The 14,236-nt window shown below is 70.1% G+C and carries 12 protein-coding genes; 3 read left to right on the top strand and 9 right to left on the bottom strand.

Annotated features, from left to right (window positions below; genetic code table 11):
- Window positions 1-502: 502 nt before the first annotated feature.
- Window positions 503-2,320, bottom strand: a complete 1,818-nt coding sequence (locus KBO27_RS20645; RefSeq protein WP_210971733.1) for a heavy metal translocating P-type ATPase — start codon at window positions 2,318-2,320, stop codon at window positions 503-505.
- Between the two features lie 159 nt (window positions 2,321-2,479).
- On the opposite strand from KBO27_RS20645, the gene KBO27_RS20640 reads away from it, so the two are divergent.
- The gene (locus KBO27_RS20640; protein ID WP_132625730.1) at window positions 2,480-2,833 is read left to right on the top strand and encodes an ArsR/SmtB family transcription factor; all 354 of its coding nucleotides are present in this window, start codon (window positions 2,480-2,482) and stop codon (window positions 2,831-2,833) included.
- Here the strand turns inward: KBO27_RS20640 and KBO27_RS20635 are convergent.
- Window positions 2,826-3,422, bottom strand: coding sequence for a hypothetical protein (locus KBO27_RS20635; protein ID WP_210971542.1), 597 nt, complete (start codon window positions 3,420-3,422; stop codon window positions 2,826-2,828). The genes KBO27_RS20640 and KBO27_RS20635 overlap by 8 nt on opposite strands.
- An 84-nt stretch (window positions 3,423-3,506) precedes the next feature.
- Window positions 3,507-4,181: a class I SAM-dependent DNA methyltransferase gene (locus tag KBO27_RS20630; RefSeq protein ID WP_246537715.1), complete on the bottom strand. Its 675-nt coding sequence runs from the start codon at window positions 4,179-4,181 to the stop codon at window positions 3,507-3,509.
- Window positions 4,182-4,391: 210 nt separating this feature from the next.
- Here KBO27_RS20630 and KBO27_RS20625 point away from each other — a divergent pair, with 210 nt between their 5' ends.
- Window positions 4,392-7,334 (top strand): glycoside hydrolase family 2 TIM barrel-domain containing protein, encoded by a 2,943-nt coding sequence (locus KBO27_RS20625; protein ID WP_210971540.1) that lies wholly within the window; start codon window positions 4,392-4,394, stop codon window positions 7,332-7,334.
- On the opposite strand, the gene KBO27_RS20620 is transcribed toward KBO27_RS20625, so the two are convergent.
- The gene (locus tag KBO27_RS20620) at window positions 7,323-7,679 is read right to left on the bottom strand and encodes a hypothetical protein (protein WP_210971539.1); all 357 of its coding nucleotides are present in this window, start codon (window positions 7,677-7,679) and stop codon (window positions 7,323-7,325) included. The two genes, KBO27_RS20625 and KBO27_RS20620, sit on opposite strands and share 12 nt — an antisense overlap.
- Before the next feature lie 698 nt (window positions 7,680-8,377).
- Here KBO27_RS20620 and KBO27_RS20615 point away from each other — a divergent pair.
- Window positions 8,378-8,737: a BlaI/MecI/CopY family transcriptional regulator gene (locus KBO27_RS20615; RefSeq protein WP_210971538.1), complete on the top strand. Its 360-nt coding sequence runs from the start codon at window positions 8,378-8,380 to the stop codon at window positions 8,735-8,737.
- Here KBO27_RS20615 and KBO27_RS20610 read toward each other — a convergent pair whose 3' ends face one another.
- From KBO27_RS20610 to KBO27_RS20590, 5 genes are all read right to left on the bottom strand, one after another.
- Window positions 8,738-9,577, bottom strand: coding sequence for an SAM-dependent methyltransferase (locus tag KBO27_RS20610; RefSeq protein WP_210971537.1), 840 nt, complete (start codon window positions 9,575-9,577; stop codon window positions 8,738-8,740).
- A gap of 168 nt (window positions 9,578-9,745) precedes the next feature.
- Complete coding sequence (locus tag KBO27_RS20605; protein WP_210971536.1) at window positions 9,746-10,906, bottom strand: lactate 2-monooxygenase; 1,161 nt, start codon at window positions 10,904-10,906, stop codon at window positions 9,746-9,748.
- 34 nt (window positions 10,907-10,940) lie between these two features.
- Complete coding sequence (locus tag KBO27_RS20600) at window positions 10,941-12,095, bottom strand: sulfotransferase family protein (RefSeq protein WP_210971535.1); 1,155 nt, start codon at window positions 12,093-12,095, stop codon at window positions 10,941-10,943.
- A gap of 137 nt (window positions 12,096-12,232) precedes the next feature.
- Complete coding sequence (locus tag KBO27_RS20595) at window positions 12,233-13,018, bottom strand: SDR family oxidoreductase (protein WP_372448865.1); 786 nt, start codon at window positions 13,016-13,018, stop codon at window positions 12,233-12,235.
- A gap of 5 nt (window positions 13,019-13,023) precedes the next feature.
- On the bottom strand, window positions 13,024-14,187 hold the full coding sequence (locus KBO27_RS20590) for a hypothetical protein (RefSeq protein ID WP_210971534.1): 1,164 nt from the start codon (window positions 14,185-14,187) through the stop codon (window positions 13,024-13,026).
- Window positions 14,188-14,236 lie beyond the last annotated feature (49 nt).

Raw genomic sequence — 14,236 nt, 5'->3', positions numbered from 1 at the left:
CCGCAATCCAACCCGGAATACGGCCGTAATCCGGGCCCCGAATACGGCCGTAATCCGGCTCCCGATTACGGCGGTAATCCGGGTCCGTCGACACCGAAGACCCGCTCTGCCCGCCCGTACCACCGGACCACGACGCCAACCCCGTCCCCGGATCCCGGGGGCGGGGTTGATGGGACGCGGCCAGGCGCGAGGTGGTCGCCCAACGTCCCGGATTTCAGTGGAAGTCCGGGTTCCGATTTCCACTGAGATCCGACGGAGGATTTCCACTGAAATCGGGAACCCTGCTGGGGACGGGACGAGACCACCGGGACCGAAAACCCGACACTCCCGGGTGGGTCGGCGGTGGGGAGCCGTCGACCCACCCGGGAGCGTCGGATTACGGCGGTATTCGGGTGCCTGATTACTGCGGTATTCCGGGTTGGCCCGGGGCGGGGGTGCTGATCGCTTCCGGGGGCACGGGGTTCGGTGGGCCGGGTTGTTCGGGGTCCGGTGGGCGGTGGCGTTACCGGGTCTTCCAGGCCTTCTTGCGGAGGAGGCGCAGGCCGTTGAGGGCGACCAGGACCGTGGAGCCCTCGTGGCCTGCGACGCCGAGGGGGAGGGGGAGGTGGCCGACGAGGTCCCACGTGGCGAGGACCGCGATGAACGTGCCCGCGATGACCAGGTTGGCGGTGACGACGCGACGGGCTCGCCGGGAGAGGTCGATGACCGCCGGGATCGCGTGGAGGTCGTCGCGGACGATGATCGTGTCGGCGGTCTGCAGGGTGAGGTCGGAGGCCGCGCCGCCCATGGCGATCCCGGCGTGGGCGGTGGCCATGGCGGGGGCGTCGTTGATGCCGTCGCCGACGAACGCCACCCGGTGACCTGCCGACTGCATCGCGTTCACCTCGTCGAGCTTCTGCTCCGGGAGCAGACCGGCCCGCACGTCGCTGATGCCGACGTGCGCGGCGAGCTCGCCCGCTCCGGCCGCGGTGTCGCCGGTGAGCAGGACCGGGTCGCTGGTCAGGCGGCGAGTGGCCGCCACCGCCTCGGGGGCCTCCGGACGCGGCTGGTCGGTGATCGCCAGCAGCCCGATCGGCTCACCGTCGCGCCGCACGAGCACCGGCGTGTGCCCCGGCTGCACCTCGAACTCCGCAGGCGCGGCACCGATCTCGACGCGGTGGCCCTCGACCCGGGCGGTGACTCCGCGACCGGGCAGCGCGGCGAAGTCGTCGGCCGGGGGCAGCGACAGCTCCTCCCGTTCGGCGGCGCGCACCACGGCGGTGGCCAGCGGGTGCTCGCTGGGGCGTTCGGCCGCGGCGGCCACGCGCAGCAGCTCGTCGCGGCTCCACGCGTCGTCGAGCACCCGCACCTCAGCGACCTCCGGGGTTCCGCGGGTGAGCGTGCCGGTCTTGTCGAAGGCGACCTTCGTGGTCGTGCCCAGCCGCTCCATCACCACCGCGGACTTGACCAGCACGCCGTGGCGGCCGGCGTTGGCGATCGCGGCCAGCAGCGGCGGCATCGTCGCCAGCCCCACCGCGCACGGCGAGGCGACGATCATGAACGTCATCGCCCGCAGCAGCGATTCGCGCAGGTCGGAGCCGAACAGCAGGGGGATCGTGAACAGCGCCACGGTCGCGGCGACCATGCCGATCGAGTACCGCTGCTCGACCTTCTCGATGAACAGCTGGGTGCGCGCCTTCGTCTGGCCGGCTTCCTCGACCAGCGCCGCGATGCGCGCGACCACGGAGTCCTCCGCGCGGCGGCTCACCCACACGCGCAGCGAGCCGGTGCCGTTGAGGGTGCCCGCGAAGACCTCGGATCCGGCCGAGACGTCCACCGGCAGCGGCTCACCGGTGATGGTCGCCTGGTCGACGTCGCTGGCACCGGACAGCACCGTGCCGTCGGCGGGCACGCGCTCGCCGGGCCTGATCAGCACCTCGTCGCCGACCTCCAGCTCGGCGGCCGGGCGCACCTGCTCGACGCCGTCGGCTGTGACGACCGTGGCGGTGTCGGGGGCGAGGTTGAGCAGCCCGCGCACGGAGTCCTCGGTGCGCGCGGTGGCCAGCGCCTCCAGCGCGCCCGAGGTGGCGAAGATGACGATGAGCAGCGCGCCATCGGTGATCTCGCCGATGGAGGCCGCGCCGATCGCGGCCAGCACCATCAGCAGGTCGACGTCGAGGGTCTTCTCCCGCAGCGCCTGCAGCCCGGCCAGCCCGGGTTCCCACCCGCCGGTGACGTAGCAGGCCAGGTACAGCGCCCACCAGGACCACGCCGGGGCGCCGGCCAGCTGCAGGCCGAGCCCGGCCAGGAACAGGCCGAGCGCGGCGGCTGCCCAGCGCATCTCGGGCAGCGCGAACAGCCGCGTCCGCGCCGGTGGCGCGAGGCGTGGGGGAGCAGTGGTGGACGTGGCCACGGTGGAACCTCCGCAGAGCTGAGCTAGACCCGCACAGCAGAACACATGAACATGCGTTCATGCAAATGCGGGTCTAGACTGCTGCGCATGGGACACGGAGTGGATCGGGAGGCGACCAGACTCGACGCGGAGTCGGCCGCGCACGTGGCGAACACGCTGCAGGCGCTGGCCACGCCGAGCCGGCTGCTGATCCTCACCGAGCTGCGGCAGGGGCCGCGCCCGGTCACCGAGCTCGCCGAAGCCGTCGGCATGGAGCAGTCCGCGGTGTCCCACCAGCTGCGGCTGCTGCGCAACCTCGGCCTGGTCGTCGGCGCCCGCTCGGGGCGCAGCATCGTCTACAGCCTCTACGACAACCACGTCGCCCAGCTGCTCGACGAGGCGGTCTACCACAGCGAACACCTGCGGCTCGGTCTCGTGGACCGCTCCGGCGCGGTCAGCTGACGCGCAACCCCAGCGAGGCCAGACGCATCCCGGCCAGCTGCGCGATGGCCTCGGCGTCGCCCGCGCGCCACGCCGCCGCGGGTTCGGTGCCGATCCGCTTGAGCCTGCGGTGCGGCAGCTCGGTCAGCGCCCGCAGCGCCAGCAGGTCGGTGCCCTGGGCGCGCATCGCCACGGCCTGCCCGGCCGCCCGGGCGTAGCGGATCCGGCGCGGCAACCACACCGCCAGGACCGGGATCAGCGAGAACGCCACGATCACGACCGCGACGCCGGTGGCCGCCAGCCCGACCGCCTCCAGCAGCCGCACGCCCGCGTCGACGAGCACGTCCCCGGCCGATCCGCCGCGTCCCAGCGCGCCGGCCAGGTCGTCGCCCACGAACGGGACTCCCGCGGCGGTGCCGGCCGCGTCGGCGAAGGTGCTCCGGAGTTCGCCGCCCGCCTCGATCATGCGATGCCCGGGTGCCTGCAACTCCAGCACCGCGGACTTCGCGAGCCCGGCGAGCCGGCAGAACCCGGCGACCCAGGCGATCGCGAGGGCGTCGAGCAACACCTGTGCCACCAAGCGGATCGGGCGTTCGGCGTAGAAGCGCATGCGCGCTTCCTACCAGAGCCGAGGCGAGACGTCGATCATCCACTGTAGACTATTAATAGCCGATCGCGGCAGTCCCAATGATTTTCACCCCGACTCCTTGCGCCACACCGAGACGTGCGCGCCGCTGGTGCTGGTGAACGGGCTGCGCTCCCAGTCCGCCCAGCGCTGCACCAGGCGCATCCCCGCCAGCCGGGCCATCAGGTCGAGCTCGGCGGGCCAGACGTAGCGGAACGGCATCGAATCGAGGTGCCACCGGCCGTCGCGCTTCCAGAAGTGGTGCGAGATCAGGCCTTGGTCCACCACGTCGTACTCGTCGATGCCGACGTGGTCGGCGCCGAGGTCGAAGGGCACGTGGCTCTCGCCGAACGGCAGCTTCTGCAGGGCCGGGACGCCGACCTCGATCACGAAGTGACCGCCCGGCGCCAGGTGCCGCGCGGCGTTGCGGAAGCAGTCGACCTGCTCGTCCTGCGTGGTGAGGTTGTTGATCGTGTTGAACACCAGGTACACCAGGCCGCACTCGCCGGGAGCCCTGGCGCGCGCGAAATCACCTGCCGTGACGCCGATCCGCTCGCTGCCCGGTTTCGCGCGCAGGCGCGCCAGCATCGCCTCCGACAGGTCGATGCCGTGCACCGGGACGCCGCGGGCGCTCAGCGGCAGGGCCACCCGTCCGGTGCCGATGCCGAGCTCCAGCGCGGCATCGGCACCGGCGAGCTCGGCGAGGAACTCCACCGCGGGCCCGAGTACCGCGGGGGAGAACATGCCCGTCTCGTCGGAGTCGTACTCCGCCGCGACGTCCTCGCCGAAATGGTCCACAACCACGCGAGAACCATGACACCGGAGACCGCGAGCCCGCCACCGATTTTCCGCTCGCGAGCACCCGATCGGCCGCGTTGACATCGCTGTTCCGAGGGCGAAACATCCCGTTCGGTCGTGTTGAATCAGCGGTGAAATCAACATGAGGGGCGTTCGATGACGTTTGATTTCGTGCTCACTCGACGGCAGATGATCGCGCTGGCAGCAGCCGCGACCACCGCGCCCGTGGTGCTCGGCGGAGCCCCGCGCGCGGTCGCGGAACCCGGCTCGCAGCGCAGCGTCGACTTCGGCGGTGACTGGCGGTTCTCGCTGCTCAACACCACGGGCGACGACGCGCCGGTACCTGCGCCGGACGACCCGTCCTGGCGCGCCGTCGAGCTGCCGCACGACTGGAGCATCGAGCTCGACCCGGTCGACGACGAGTTCACCACCGGCGGAACGGGATTCCTGCCCGGCGGGCTCGGCTGGTACCGCAAGAGGTTCGCGCTGCCGCCGGAGACCGCCGGCAAGAAGATCTCCGTCGAGTTCGACGGCGTGTACATGGACTCAGAGATCATCTTCAACGGCCGGCGGGTCGGTGCTCATCCGTACGGTTACACGGGTTTCGCGATCGACCTCACCGAACTCGCCCGCACCGACGGCGAGAACGAGCTGCTGGTCAAGGCGCGCAACCAGATCCCCAGCAGCCGCTGGTACTCCGGCAGCGGCATCTACCGCGACGTCCACCTGGTCGTCACCGATCCGGTGCACGTCCTGCGGCACGGCATCACCGTCACCACACCGGGTCTCGCCGAGTCGCTGCCCGCCCACGCCACCGTGCACGTCGAGGCCACCGCCGTCGCCGAAAGCGGCGCGACGCGAGCGGACCTGACCGTGGTGCTGCGCGACCCCGAGGGCGCCGAGGTCGCCCGCGCCACCACACCGGTCGACCTCGCACCTCAACCGCGCACCTTCGGCCTCGACCTCCGGGTGGACGATCCGCAGCTGTGGTCGGTGGCGTCCCCGGCACTGCACACGGCCGAGGTCTCGCTGTCCGCAGGCGGAAGCGCGGTCGACAGCACCGGCACCCCGTTCGGCATCCGTTGGTTCGCCTTCGACCCCGAGCGCGGGTTCTCGCTCAACGGCGAGCCGATGAAGCTCCAGGGCGTCAACCTGCACCACGACCTCGGCGCGCTCGGTGCCGCCACCAGCTACGACGCGATCGTCCGGCAACTCCGGATCGTGCGGAGCATGGGCGTCAACGCGGTCCGCACCTCGCACAACCCGCCCTCGCCGCAGCTGCTGCGCGCGGCCGAGCGGGAGGGGGTGCTGCTGCAGGTCGAGGCGTTCGACTGCTGGCGCACCGGCAAGACCGACCACGACTACCACCGCTTCTTCGACGAGCACAGCGACGCCGACCTGACCGAGATGGTCGAAGCGGCGAAGAACTGCCCGGCCGTGATCATGTGGTCGATCGGCAACGAGATCCCCGATTCCACCTCACCGGTCGGGGTTCCCATCGCCAGGCGCCTGGTCGACCGGGTGCGGGCGCTGGACCCGACGAGACCGGTGGTCATCGGCTCGGACAAGCACCGCAGCGTCCCCGCCGACGGATCACCGCAGGACGAGATCCTGCGGATGCTCGACGGCGTGGGGCTCAACTACAACAACGCCTCCTCGGTCGACGAGCTGCACGCGAAGTACCCGCAGGTGTTCCTCTTCGAGTCCGAGTCGTCGTCGGAGACCTCCACGCGCGGCGTCTACGACAGCCCGCAGCAGCTCAACACCGGCGAGAACCACACGCCCGGCAAGCGCGGGACGTCCTCCTACGACAACAACCTGTCCTCGTGGACCTACAGCGGCGAGTACGGGTTGAAGAAGGACCGGGACCGGGCGTTCTTCGCCGGCCAGTTCCTGTGGTCGGGCATCGACTACATCGGCGAACCCACGCCGTACTCGGACGTCTTCCCGGTCAAGACGTCGTTCTTCGGCGCGGTCGACACCGCCGGTTTCGCCAAGGACCAGTACCACCTGTTCCGCAGCCAGTGGACCCGCGAGCCGATGGTGCACCTGGTGCCGATGAACTGGACGGATCACCGGCCGGGCGAGCCGGTGGCGGTGTGGACCCACAGCAACGCGCCGACCGTGGAACTGCTGCTCAACGGGCGGTCGCTGGGGGAGAAGAGCTTCGACCGCAAGACCACCACCGACGGCCGCGAGTACCTGGAGACCACCGAGCCGACGGGTGACGACAAGACGGTCACCGACGGTCCGTTCCCCGGCAGCTACACCAGCCCGAACGGCAGCGCGGGCAAGCTGCACCTGACCTGGGAGGTGCCGTTCGAGCCGGGTGAGCTGGTGGCGGTGGCCAAGCGGGACGGCGCGGAGGTCGCGCGCGACGTGCTGCGCACCGCTGGAGCCGCGGCGGACGTCCGGTTGAGCAGGGAGGACGTCGGTGCGCTGTCGTTCGTGACCGCCGAGGTCGTCGACGCCGACGGCGTGCTGGTGCCCTCGGCGGAGCACGAGCTGACCTTCACCGCCACCGGCGGGCAGGTGCTCGGCACCGACAACGGCAAGCAGGACAGCGCGGAGAACTACGGCTCGGCGGCGCGGAAGGCCTTCGGCGGCAAGGCGTTGGCGATCGTTCCCGCCGGTGCGGACGTGCGGGTGACGATGGCGGTTCCCGCACGCCCGGCCGAGACGACCGCGGACGCGAGCTATTCCGGTTCGGCCGACGCCCTGCCCGCCGCCATGATCGACGGCGACCCGTCGACCGGCTGGTCGAACCACTACGTGAAGGAGGCCACCGGCCTGCTGCCCGCCATCAGCGCAGCGCACGCGCGGGACTGGGTGTCGATCGCCTGGCCCGAACCTCGCCAGGTCGACGCCGCCGAGCTGACCTTCACCGTCGACGCGGCGCACGCGGTGCCCGCGTCGATCGAGGTGCGCTACTGGGACGGCTCGCACTTCGTCCCGGTGCGCGGGCGGAGCGGTGATCCCGCCGCCACCACCCGCATCACCTTCGAACCCGTGACGACCGACCGGCTTCGGATCGAGCTGACCAGCGCGAACCCCGGTGCCGAGAACGGGTTCCTCGGCATCGGCGAACTACTCGTGTAGCTGCGGCGGCTGGTCGGTGTGCCGGAGCGAGAGCCCGGTTCCCCAGCAGTTGGGGCACAGCCGCTGCGCGGTGACGACCTCGGGAGGAGCGGTCTGCTCGCTGCGCCGCACGTGCACGGCCGAGACCTCGCGCTCGCCGTCGCAGTTCTGGCACCGCTCGCGCGGCAGCTGGTCGGCCGGCACGTCCTGGACCTGCCGCACCACCTGGTCCCGCAGCTCGCGGAGCTGCGGAGGTTCTTCGTCGGGGTCGGCGTGCCTGCCGAGCAGGTCGGTCTCGGCCAGTGCCGCCTCGAAGGTGCGCAGCAGCTGCTCCACCTCGCCGCCGAGGTTCTCCTGGGCGGTCATCGCGGGTCCCGCAGGTGCGCGGCGTCGGTGGGCCTGGGGTGCTGTGTGGTGGGTGTCATGAAGCCATCCGAATTTCTCTGCGGTGCCCTGGATCGGCCGTCGTCCGGGACGGCGGGCAAGCATCGCAGAGCGGACCGGCCTGGAATAGGAGGGAATTCACATCGGAGAAAACGATCCGGCGACGCACGAATCACGTCGCGGCAACCTTGTGCCGTCCGGCAAAGGGGAGTTGTGCCGGCGGAACGGGGTAGTTGCAGCTCCTCGATCTATCCGCGTGGAATTCGCGTTTTCTGAAATGGTGTCGTCCGGATTCCGGTTGTGAAACGCCTGGTAAGCAGGTGTGGGCGGCCTTCGCGGACGCTCTCCAACCCAGCGCGAGCGGATGGGGGATTTCCGCTTGATGTGATTTCATCCCTGGGGCTGGGCGGGATCCCAGGGGGGATTGGGACCCGCCCAGCATTCGGCGAGGTCCGGTGAGGGGGAGTACCGGTTGCCTCGCGAGGTAGCGGCGTCGGGGATTGGGGGCTGCACCGCTACTAAGGATCATAGTAGATGCGAATCCTATTGTGGGTCAACGGCCTTGCGAACGGACGCCCGTCCAAAATGGATCGTGTTTCGCCAAAAAACCCGAACCCGATTCACATAGCGCGCGCGACGTGCGCATCCGGACGTACGATGTGCCCCGGGGAGGAAGGCCGATGCGTTGTCTGGGTGAGCTCGAATCCGCGGTGATGCGGGTGCTGTGGGACTCGGTGGAGCCGATCAAGGTGCGCGAGGTGCTGTCGCGGCTCGACACCGGCCGGTCGTTGGCTTACACGACCGTGCTGACGGTGCTCGACAACCTGCACCGGAAGGGCTGGGTGCAGCGGGACCTGGACGGCCGGGCCTACCGGTACCGGCCGTCGCGCACCCGCGAGGAAGCCGCTGCACGCTCGTTGCACCAGGTGCTCGTCGCTTCGGGCGCCCCGGACGTCGTCCTGGCGCACTTCGTCGCCTCGGTCAGCGACGAGCAGGCGGAAACCCTGCGCGCGGCCCTGCGGGAGCGCGAGCGGGACTGATCAGGGCTTGTAGGCGAGGCCGCCGAGGATCAGGCGCTCGACCAGCGAGGTCTCGCGCAGGCGGGGCCCGTCCGGCCACCAGTCGTTGAGCTCGACGAGCCCCGGTTCGACGAGCTCCAGGCCTGCGAAGAGCTCGGCGATCTCCGCGCGCGTGCGGTAGCGGCCGGTGCCCATCGACGACTCGCGCCAGCGCTGCTCCAGCTCCCGGGCCATCCGGTGCCCCTCGGGCAGCTCGTCACCCGGGTCCCACCAGTGCGAGATCGCCAGGTAGGAGCCCGACGGCAGCGCGTCGACGTAGTGCTTCATGAACCCGGCCGGATCGGCCTCGTCGTCGATGTGATGCAGCGTCGCGCACTGGATCAGCACCATCGGCCGGTCGAAGTCCAGCTTGGCGACCTGCGGCGTCGCCAGCAGGGCCGCCGGGTCGCGCAGGTCCGAGGTGGCGAAGTGGGTGTGGTCGTTCTCCTCCATCAGCGCCCGCCCGTAGGCGGCCACGGTCGCGTCGTTGTCGACGTAGACCACGGTGGCCTCGGCGTTGTTGCGCTGGGCGACCTCGTGGGTGTTCTCCACGGTCGGCAGGCCCGAGCCGATGTCGAGGAACTGGTCGATGCCGACCTCGAACCCCGCCAGGTGCCGCACCACGCGGATCAACCAGCGGCGGATCGACTTGGCCACCTCGTCGCCCTGCGGCGCGACCGCCTGGATCGTCTCGTAGACCTGGCGATCGGCCGCGAAGTTGTCCTTGCCGCCCAGGAACATGTCGTAGACGCGCGCGATGCTCGCCCTGCTGGTGTCAATGCCGGCCGCCGCCCCGACGCCGGCCTCGCCTTCGATTCCCATCGGCCCCGAACTCCAGTGGACTCGATCACGTTTCGCCGGAGTGTAGCGGCGTTGGCAACCGCGCGGGACCCGGTTGCCGTTTCTCCCCGGGAATTCCCGCGCGGCGGCTTCGGTTTCCGCCTCCGATGTGAACGAAAACGGTTGTCCGGCAACGGAACTCGATGTGCTTCAGGTCAGCCGGCGGAGGGCTTCCCGGGTCAGGTCGGCGAGCGAGGGATAGCCGTCCACGGCCATGATGAGGTCCGCTTCGGCGAGCAGGCTCCGGAGCACGTGCACGACGCCCGGGGTACCGCCGAGCGCGAGTCCGTAGGCGTAGGGGCGTCCGATGCCCACGGCCGTGGCGCCCAGGGACAAGGCCTTGACGACGTCGGCGCCGCTGCGGACGCCGGAGTCGAACAGCACCGGCATGCCGTCGGCCGCGTCGACGACCTCAGGCAGCACCTCCAGGGCGGGAAGACCGCCGTCGGCCTGCCTGCCGCCGTGGGTGGAGCAGTAGATGCCGTCCACGCCGCCGTCCTTGGCTCGGCGGACGTCATCGGGGTGGCAGAGTCCCTTGACGATCAGCGGCAGGTCGGTCAGCGACCGCAGCCACGGCAGGTCGTTCCAAGTCAGCGGATTTCCGAAGGTGGAGACCCAGCGCAGCACCGCGGCGCCCGGGTCCTCCTCCGGCGTCTTGTCGAGTCCCGCGCGGAAGACCGGGTCGCTGTAGTAGTTGCTCAGGCAGTGCCCGCGCAGCTGCGGGAAGTTCGAGGTGGCCAGGTCGCGCGGCCGCCACCCGGGGATCCAGGTGTCGAGGGTGACGACGATGCCCTTGTAACCGGCGTTCTCGGCCCGGCGCACCAGGCTTTCCGCCAGATCCCGGTCCTTCGGCGTGTAGAGCTGGAAGAAGCCCGGTGTGTCGCCGAATTCGGCCGCCACGTCCTCCAGCGGGTCCGACGACAGCGTGGAGGCCACCATCGGCACACCGCTCTGCGCCGCCGCGCGGGCGGTGGCGAGGTCGCCGTGCCCGTCCTGCGCGCAGATGCCGAGCACGCCGATCGGGGCCATGAACACCGGTGACGGCAGCGTCAGGCCGAACAGGTCCACCGCGAGGTCGCGCTCGGTGGCGCCGACGAACATGCGCGGGACGAGTCCCCAGCGGTCGAAGGCGGTGACGTTGGCGCGCTGCGTGCGCTCCGAGCCGGCGCCGCCGTGGACGTAGGACCAGACGGTCGGCGACATGGCCGCTTTCGCGCGTTCCTCCAGCTCGTCGAACTCCACGGGGAGGTCGGGCAGCACCCCGCTCAACCCGTTGAGGTAGATCTCCAGCTGGTAGTCGCCGTACGCCATGCCGCCCCTCCGGTCGTCGATTCCGCTGCGGAATCTAACCGACGGGAGCCCACCCGGCGAAGCGCTCGTCGACCTCCTCGGGCCGCAATCCGAAGTCGGCCAGCGAATACCGGTGCGCGGGCTTGGCGTGACCTGCGGTGCTCTCGGAGTGCAGGCTCCGCATCGCCCCTGCCGCGTTCTCGCTCAGCGGCAGCCCGAAGTGACCGTAGATCCGCTCGACCACGCCGATCGGGTCGGCGATGAAGTCCTCGTAGCGCACGTCGTAGAACCGCTCCGGGTCGTGCCGTGCCCGCGCGGCGTTGAACTCGGCCAGCCCGCGCGACCAGAGGTCGAGCTGGTCGCGGCCGATCGTGTCGCCGCGGAAGGTCTGCGACCACCCGTCGGTGGCGTGCGCGGCCAGGCTGCACACCGAGGCGATCGCGGTGCGCGGCTCCCGGTGGGTCTGGATCACCAGCGCGTCCGGGTAGACCTCGAACAGCGCGTCCAGCGCGAACAGGTGGCTGGGGTTCTTCAGCACCCAGCGCCGGTCGTTCTCGGGCAACCCGATCAGCTGCAGGTTGCGCTTGTGCCGGGCGTAGGCCGACGTCCAGTCCTGGCCTTCCAGCCAGCGCGAATAGGTCGGCAGGTGCGCCAGGCACTCGTAGGAGATCGAGCGCATCGACTGCCGCAGCAGCTGCCAGCACTCCTCGACCTGCTCGGCCGACATGTAGTGCACGCCCATGAACTCGGGGTGCTCCACGTGGTGCCGGGTGTAGCCCTGCTGGATTCCCCGGAAGACGGGGTCGTCCTCCCACGTCGAGCGCGGGGGCCGCGGCTGCGGCACCTCGGTCAGCCACAGCTCCAGCCCCTGGTTCGCCGTGTCGGCGGTCAGCAGCCGGTGCAGCGCGGTGGTGCCGGTGCGCGGCAGCCCGGTGACGAAGATGGGCCGCTCGACGGCGACTTCGGCGTGCTGCGGGTGCTGCTTCCACGCCGCTTCGCTGGACAGCCGAGCGGTCAACGCACCCCGCAGGAAGGCCCGCTTGACCTTGTTGCCCAACGGAGTCAGATCGGCATCCCGCGCGTAGGACTCCAACAGCACGCCGAGACCGTCGGTGTAGTCATCCGCCCCGAAGTCGTCCAACCCCACAAGACGACTCGCCGAAGCGTGCAAATCCTCAACTGTACCAACACTCTCACGCCCGACGCTCATGAAACAGCTCCTCCAGTCCGTGTTCGTGAACCGTGCGCATGCGGCGTAGCCGCGAGGCGTGGGAACCACCCTCGCAACCGGCACCGCCTCAGGTTTCGCCACTCGCACCGCTTCGCAGAAGGAGAGCGACTGAACGTTCAGTGGTGGAATTCTCCTGCGTTGACGTCGAGGCATTGCCCGGTGACGATCCGCGCCATGTCGGAGATCAGGAACAGCGCGGCGTCGGCGATCTCGTCCGGTTCCGGGAGTTTCCGCAGGTCGGTGGTGGCGGCGGTTTCCTCGTAGACCTCGTCGCGGGTGATGCCGCGCTGCTCGGCGAGGTGACCGAGGTACCACTTGAGCGAGTCCGCCCAGATGTAGCCGGGTGCGATCGAGTTGACCCGCACGCCCTTCGGTCCGAGCTCGGTGGCCAGGCTCTGCGCCAGGGACAGCAGACTGGACTTGGCCATCTTGTAGGCGCCGTAGTTGCGGCGGGAGTGCCGCAGCACCGCCGAGTTCACCATCAGCACCGCACCTCGGGTCTCGGCCAGCGCGGGGGTGAACAGCCGGGTCAGCCGCAGCGCGGCGAGCACGTTGGTCTCGAACCCCTGCCGGATCGCGTCGAGGTCGGTGTCGGCGAGGTCGGACAGCGGTGGGATCGCGAACGCGTTGTTGATCAGCGCGTCGACGCGCCCGAACTCCTCCACCGCGCGCGCCACCAGCTGGGTGGCCGCGTCTTCGTCGGTGATGTCGGTGGGCACGACCAGCGCCCGCCTGCCGAGCTCGGTGACCTCCTCGGCGGAGGTCTTGAGGCGGGATTCGGTCCGCGACGCCAGCACCACGTCGGCGCCGGCCATCGCGGAACGCTGGGCCAGCGCCCGGCCCAGTCCCGGTCCCACTCCGGAGATCACGACGACCTTGTCGCGCAGCAGTCCGTCCAGCATCGGTCTCACCCCAGCATCCGGTTGTGCACGGCTGCTTGCCGCGCGGCGATTCGCTCCCGCCATTCCTGCGGTGTCACGCGGGAGTGCTCGTGGTGCGGAAGTCGTTGCGGCAGTTCGTCGAACCCGACGACCTCCACCTGAGGGCCGTCCTCGGGGCCCAGGTCGCGGGAGAGGCGCTGCCAGCGGATCTGGAGGTAGCCGCGGGTGTGGCCGGTCAGCTCCAGCCAGTTCGCCAGCCCCGGGTCGCGCTCGGTGAGGACGAAGCGGATCTTGCCGTCGGGGTCGGTGCGCGCCTGCTCCGCGGTGAGGCTCGTCTGGTGGTTGATGTAGTCGGTCGAGACGTACCAGGGGCTGCCGAGCTGGAAGCCCTGGTAGGGGGCCTCGGACCGGGGAACGGTGACGATCATCGCCTGGTCCTCGGAGAGCTCGAAGTGCCCTGCCGAGGAGAACTGGGTGGCCAGGCCGCCCGGTGTGGAGCGCGGGTCGTTCATCGTGTTCACCGGCTGGTTCAGGTAGAACCACTCCGGGAACGCCAGGAACGTCCGCAACCGGCTCAGCAGGATCTTGCCCGCGACGCCGTAGCGCTTGGTCAGCGCGTCCATGGTGCGGTGCGGGGGAGCGGTGCCCGCGGTGTCCTCGCGGCGGATCCGGATCAGGCCGCGCCGCTCGGAGTCCCAGTCGCTGTAGACCTCGCGCACCACCAGCATCGCCGAACCCGGTGCGAGCGTGAAGTAGTTCGGACCGGCGGGGCCGGGGCCGAAGCGCACTTCGAAGTCGCCGTTGTCGTCGACGTCGATCCGCCGGTCGTCGAAGGCGGCGAGGCTGTCGGGCACGTCCACCGGCGAGTAGTCGCCGTTGAGGACCTGGAAGCTCAGGTCCGTTGTGCTGCCGCGCTTCCCGGTCACGACGTACTCGGCGTCGTCGCGGATGTAGGAGTGGAAGTACAGCGCGTCGGGGTTGTCCAGGCCCATCTTGGTGTAGGGGCCGGTGGACTGGACGAAGTACGGGAAGTCCCGCTCGTAGGCCCAGGCGAGCATGAGGGACGCCTGGATGCTGCCCGCGAGGTAGTCGTACCCCTCGATGAGGTCCTGCTCGTCGCGGATGTGCTTGGCGTGCCGGATGACCTCTTCGGCTTCGGAGACGGCTTCGGCGAAGGGCTGAGTGAGCATAAGCTCCTCTTCGAGAACTCGTTCTAGTGCTCTGCGGTCGTCTTCGGCG

Source organism: Saccharopolyspora endophytica, from assembly GCF_018070075.1.
Classification (GTDB): domain Bacteria; phylum Actinomycetota; class Actinomycetes; order Mycobacteriales; family Pseudonocardiaceae; genus Saccharopolyspora; species Saccharopolyspora endophytica.
This window is presented reverse-complemented; position numbering and strand designations above follow the sequence as displayed.

Bases quoted from the DNA above. Each gene is read 5' to 3' on its own strand.
- KBO27_RS20630 (WP_246537715.1), bottom strand. From the start codon at position 4,181: ATGTTCTCCCCCGCGGTACTCGGGCCCGCGGTGGAGTTCCTCGCCGAG.
- KBO27_RS20610 (WP_210971537.1), bottom strand. From the start codon at position 9,577: ATGGGAATCGAAGGCGAGGCCGGCGTCGGGGCGGCGGCCGGCATTGAC.
- KBO27_RS20640 (WP_132625730.1), top strand. From the start codon at position 2,480: ATGGGACACGGAGTGGATCGGGAGGCGACCAGACTCGACGCGGAGTCG.
- KBO27_RS20615 (WP_210971538.1), top strand. From the start codon at position 8,378: ATGCGTTGTCTGGGTGAGCTCGAATCCGCGGTGATGCGGGTGCTGTGG.
- KBO27_RS20620 (WP_210971539.1), bottom strand. From the start codon at position 7,679: ATGACCGCCCAGGAGAACCTCGGCGGCGAGGTGGAGCAGCTGCTGCGC.
- KBO27_RS20605 (WP_210971536.1), bottom strand. From the start codon at position 10,906: ATGGCGTACGGCGACTACCAGCTGGAGATCTACCTCAACGGGTTGAGC.
- KBO27_RS20635 (WP_210971542.1), bottom strand. From the start codon at position 3,422: ATGCGCTTCTACGCCGAACGCCCGATCCGCTTGGTGGCACAGGTGTTG.
- KBO27_RS20590 (WP_210971534.1), bottom strand. From the start codon at position 14,187: ATGCTCACTCAGCCCTTCGCCGAAGCCGTCTCCGAAGCCGAAGAGGTC.
- KBO27_RS20625 (WP_210971540.1), top strand. From the start codon at position 4,392: ATGACGTTTGATTTCGTGCTCACTCGACGGCAGATGATCGCGCTGGCA.
- KBO27_RS20595 (WP_372448865.1), bottom strand. From the start codon at position 13,018: ATGCTGGACGGACTGCTGCGCGACAAGGTCGTCGTGATCTCCGGAGTG.
- KBO27_RS20600 (WP_210971535.1), bottom strand. From the start codon at position 12,095: ATGAGCGTCGGGCGTGAGAGTGTTGGTACAGTTGAGGATTTGCACGCT.
- KBO27_RS20645 (WP_210971733.1), bottom strand. From the start codon at position 2,320: ATGCGCTGGGCAGCCGCCGCGCTCGGCCTGTTCCTGGCCGGGCTCGGC.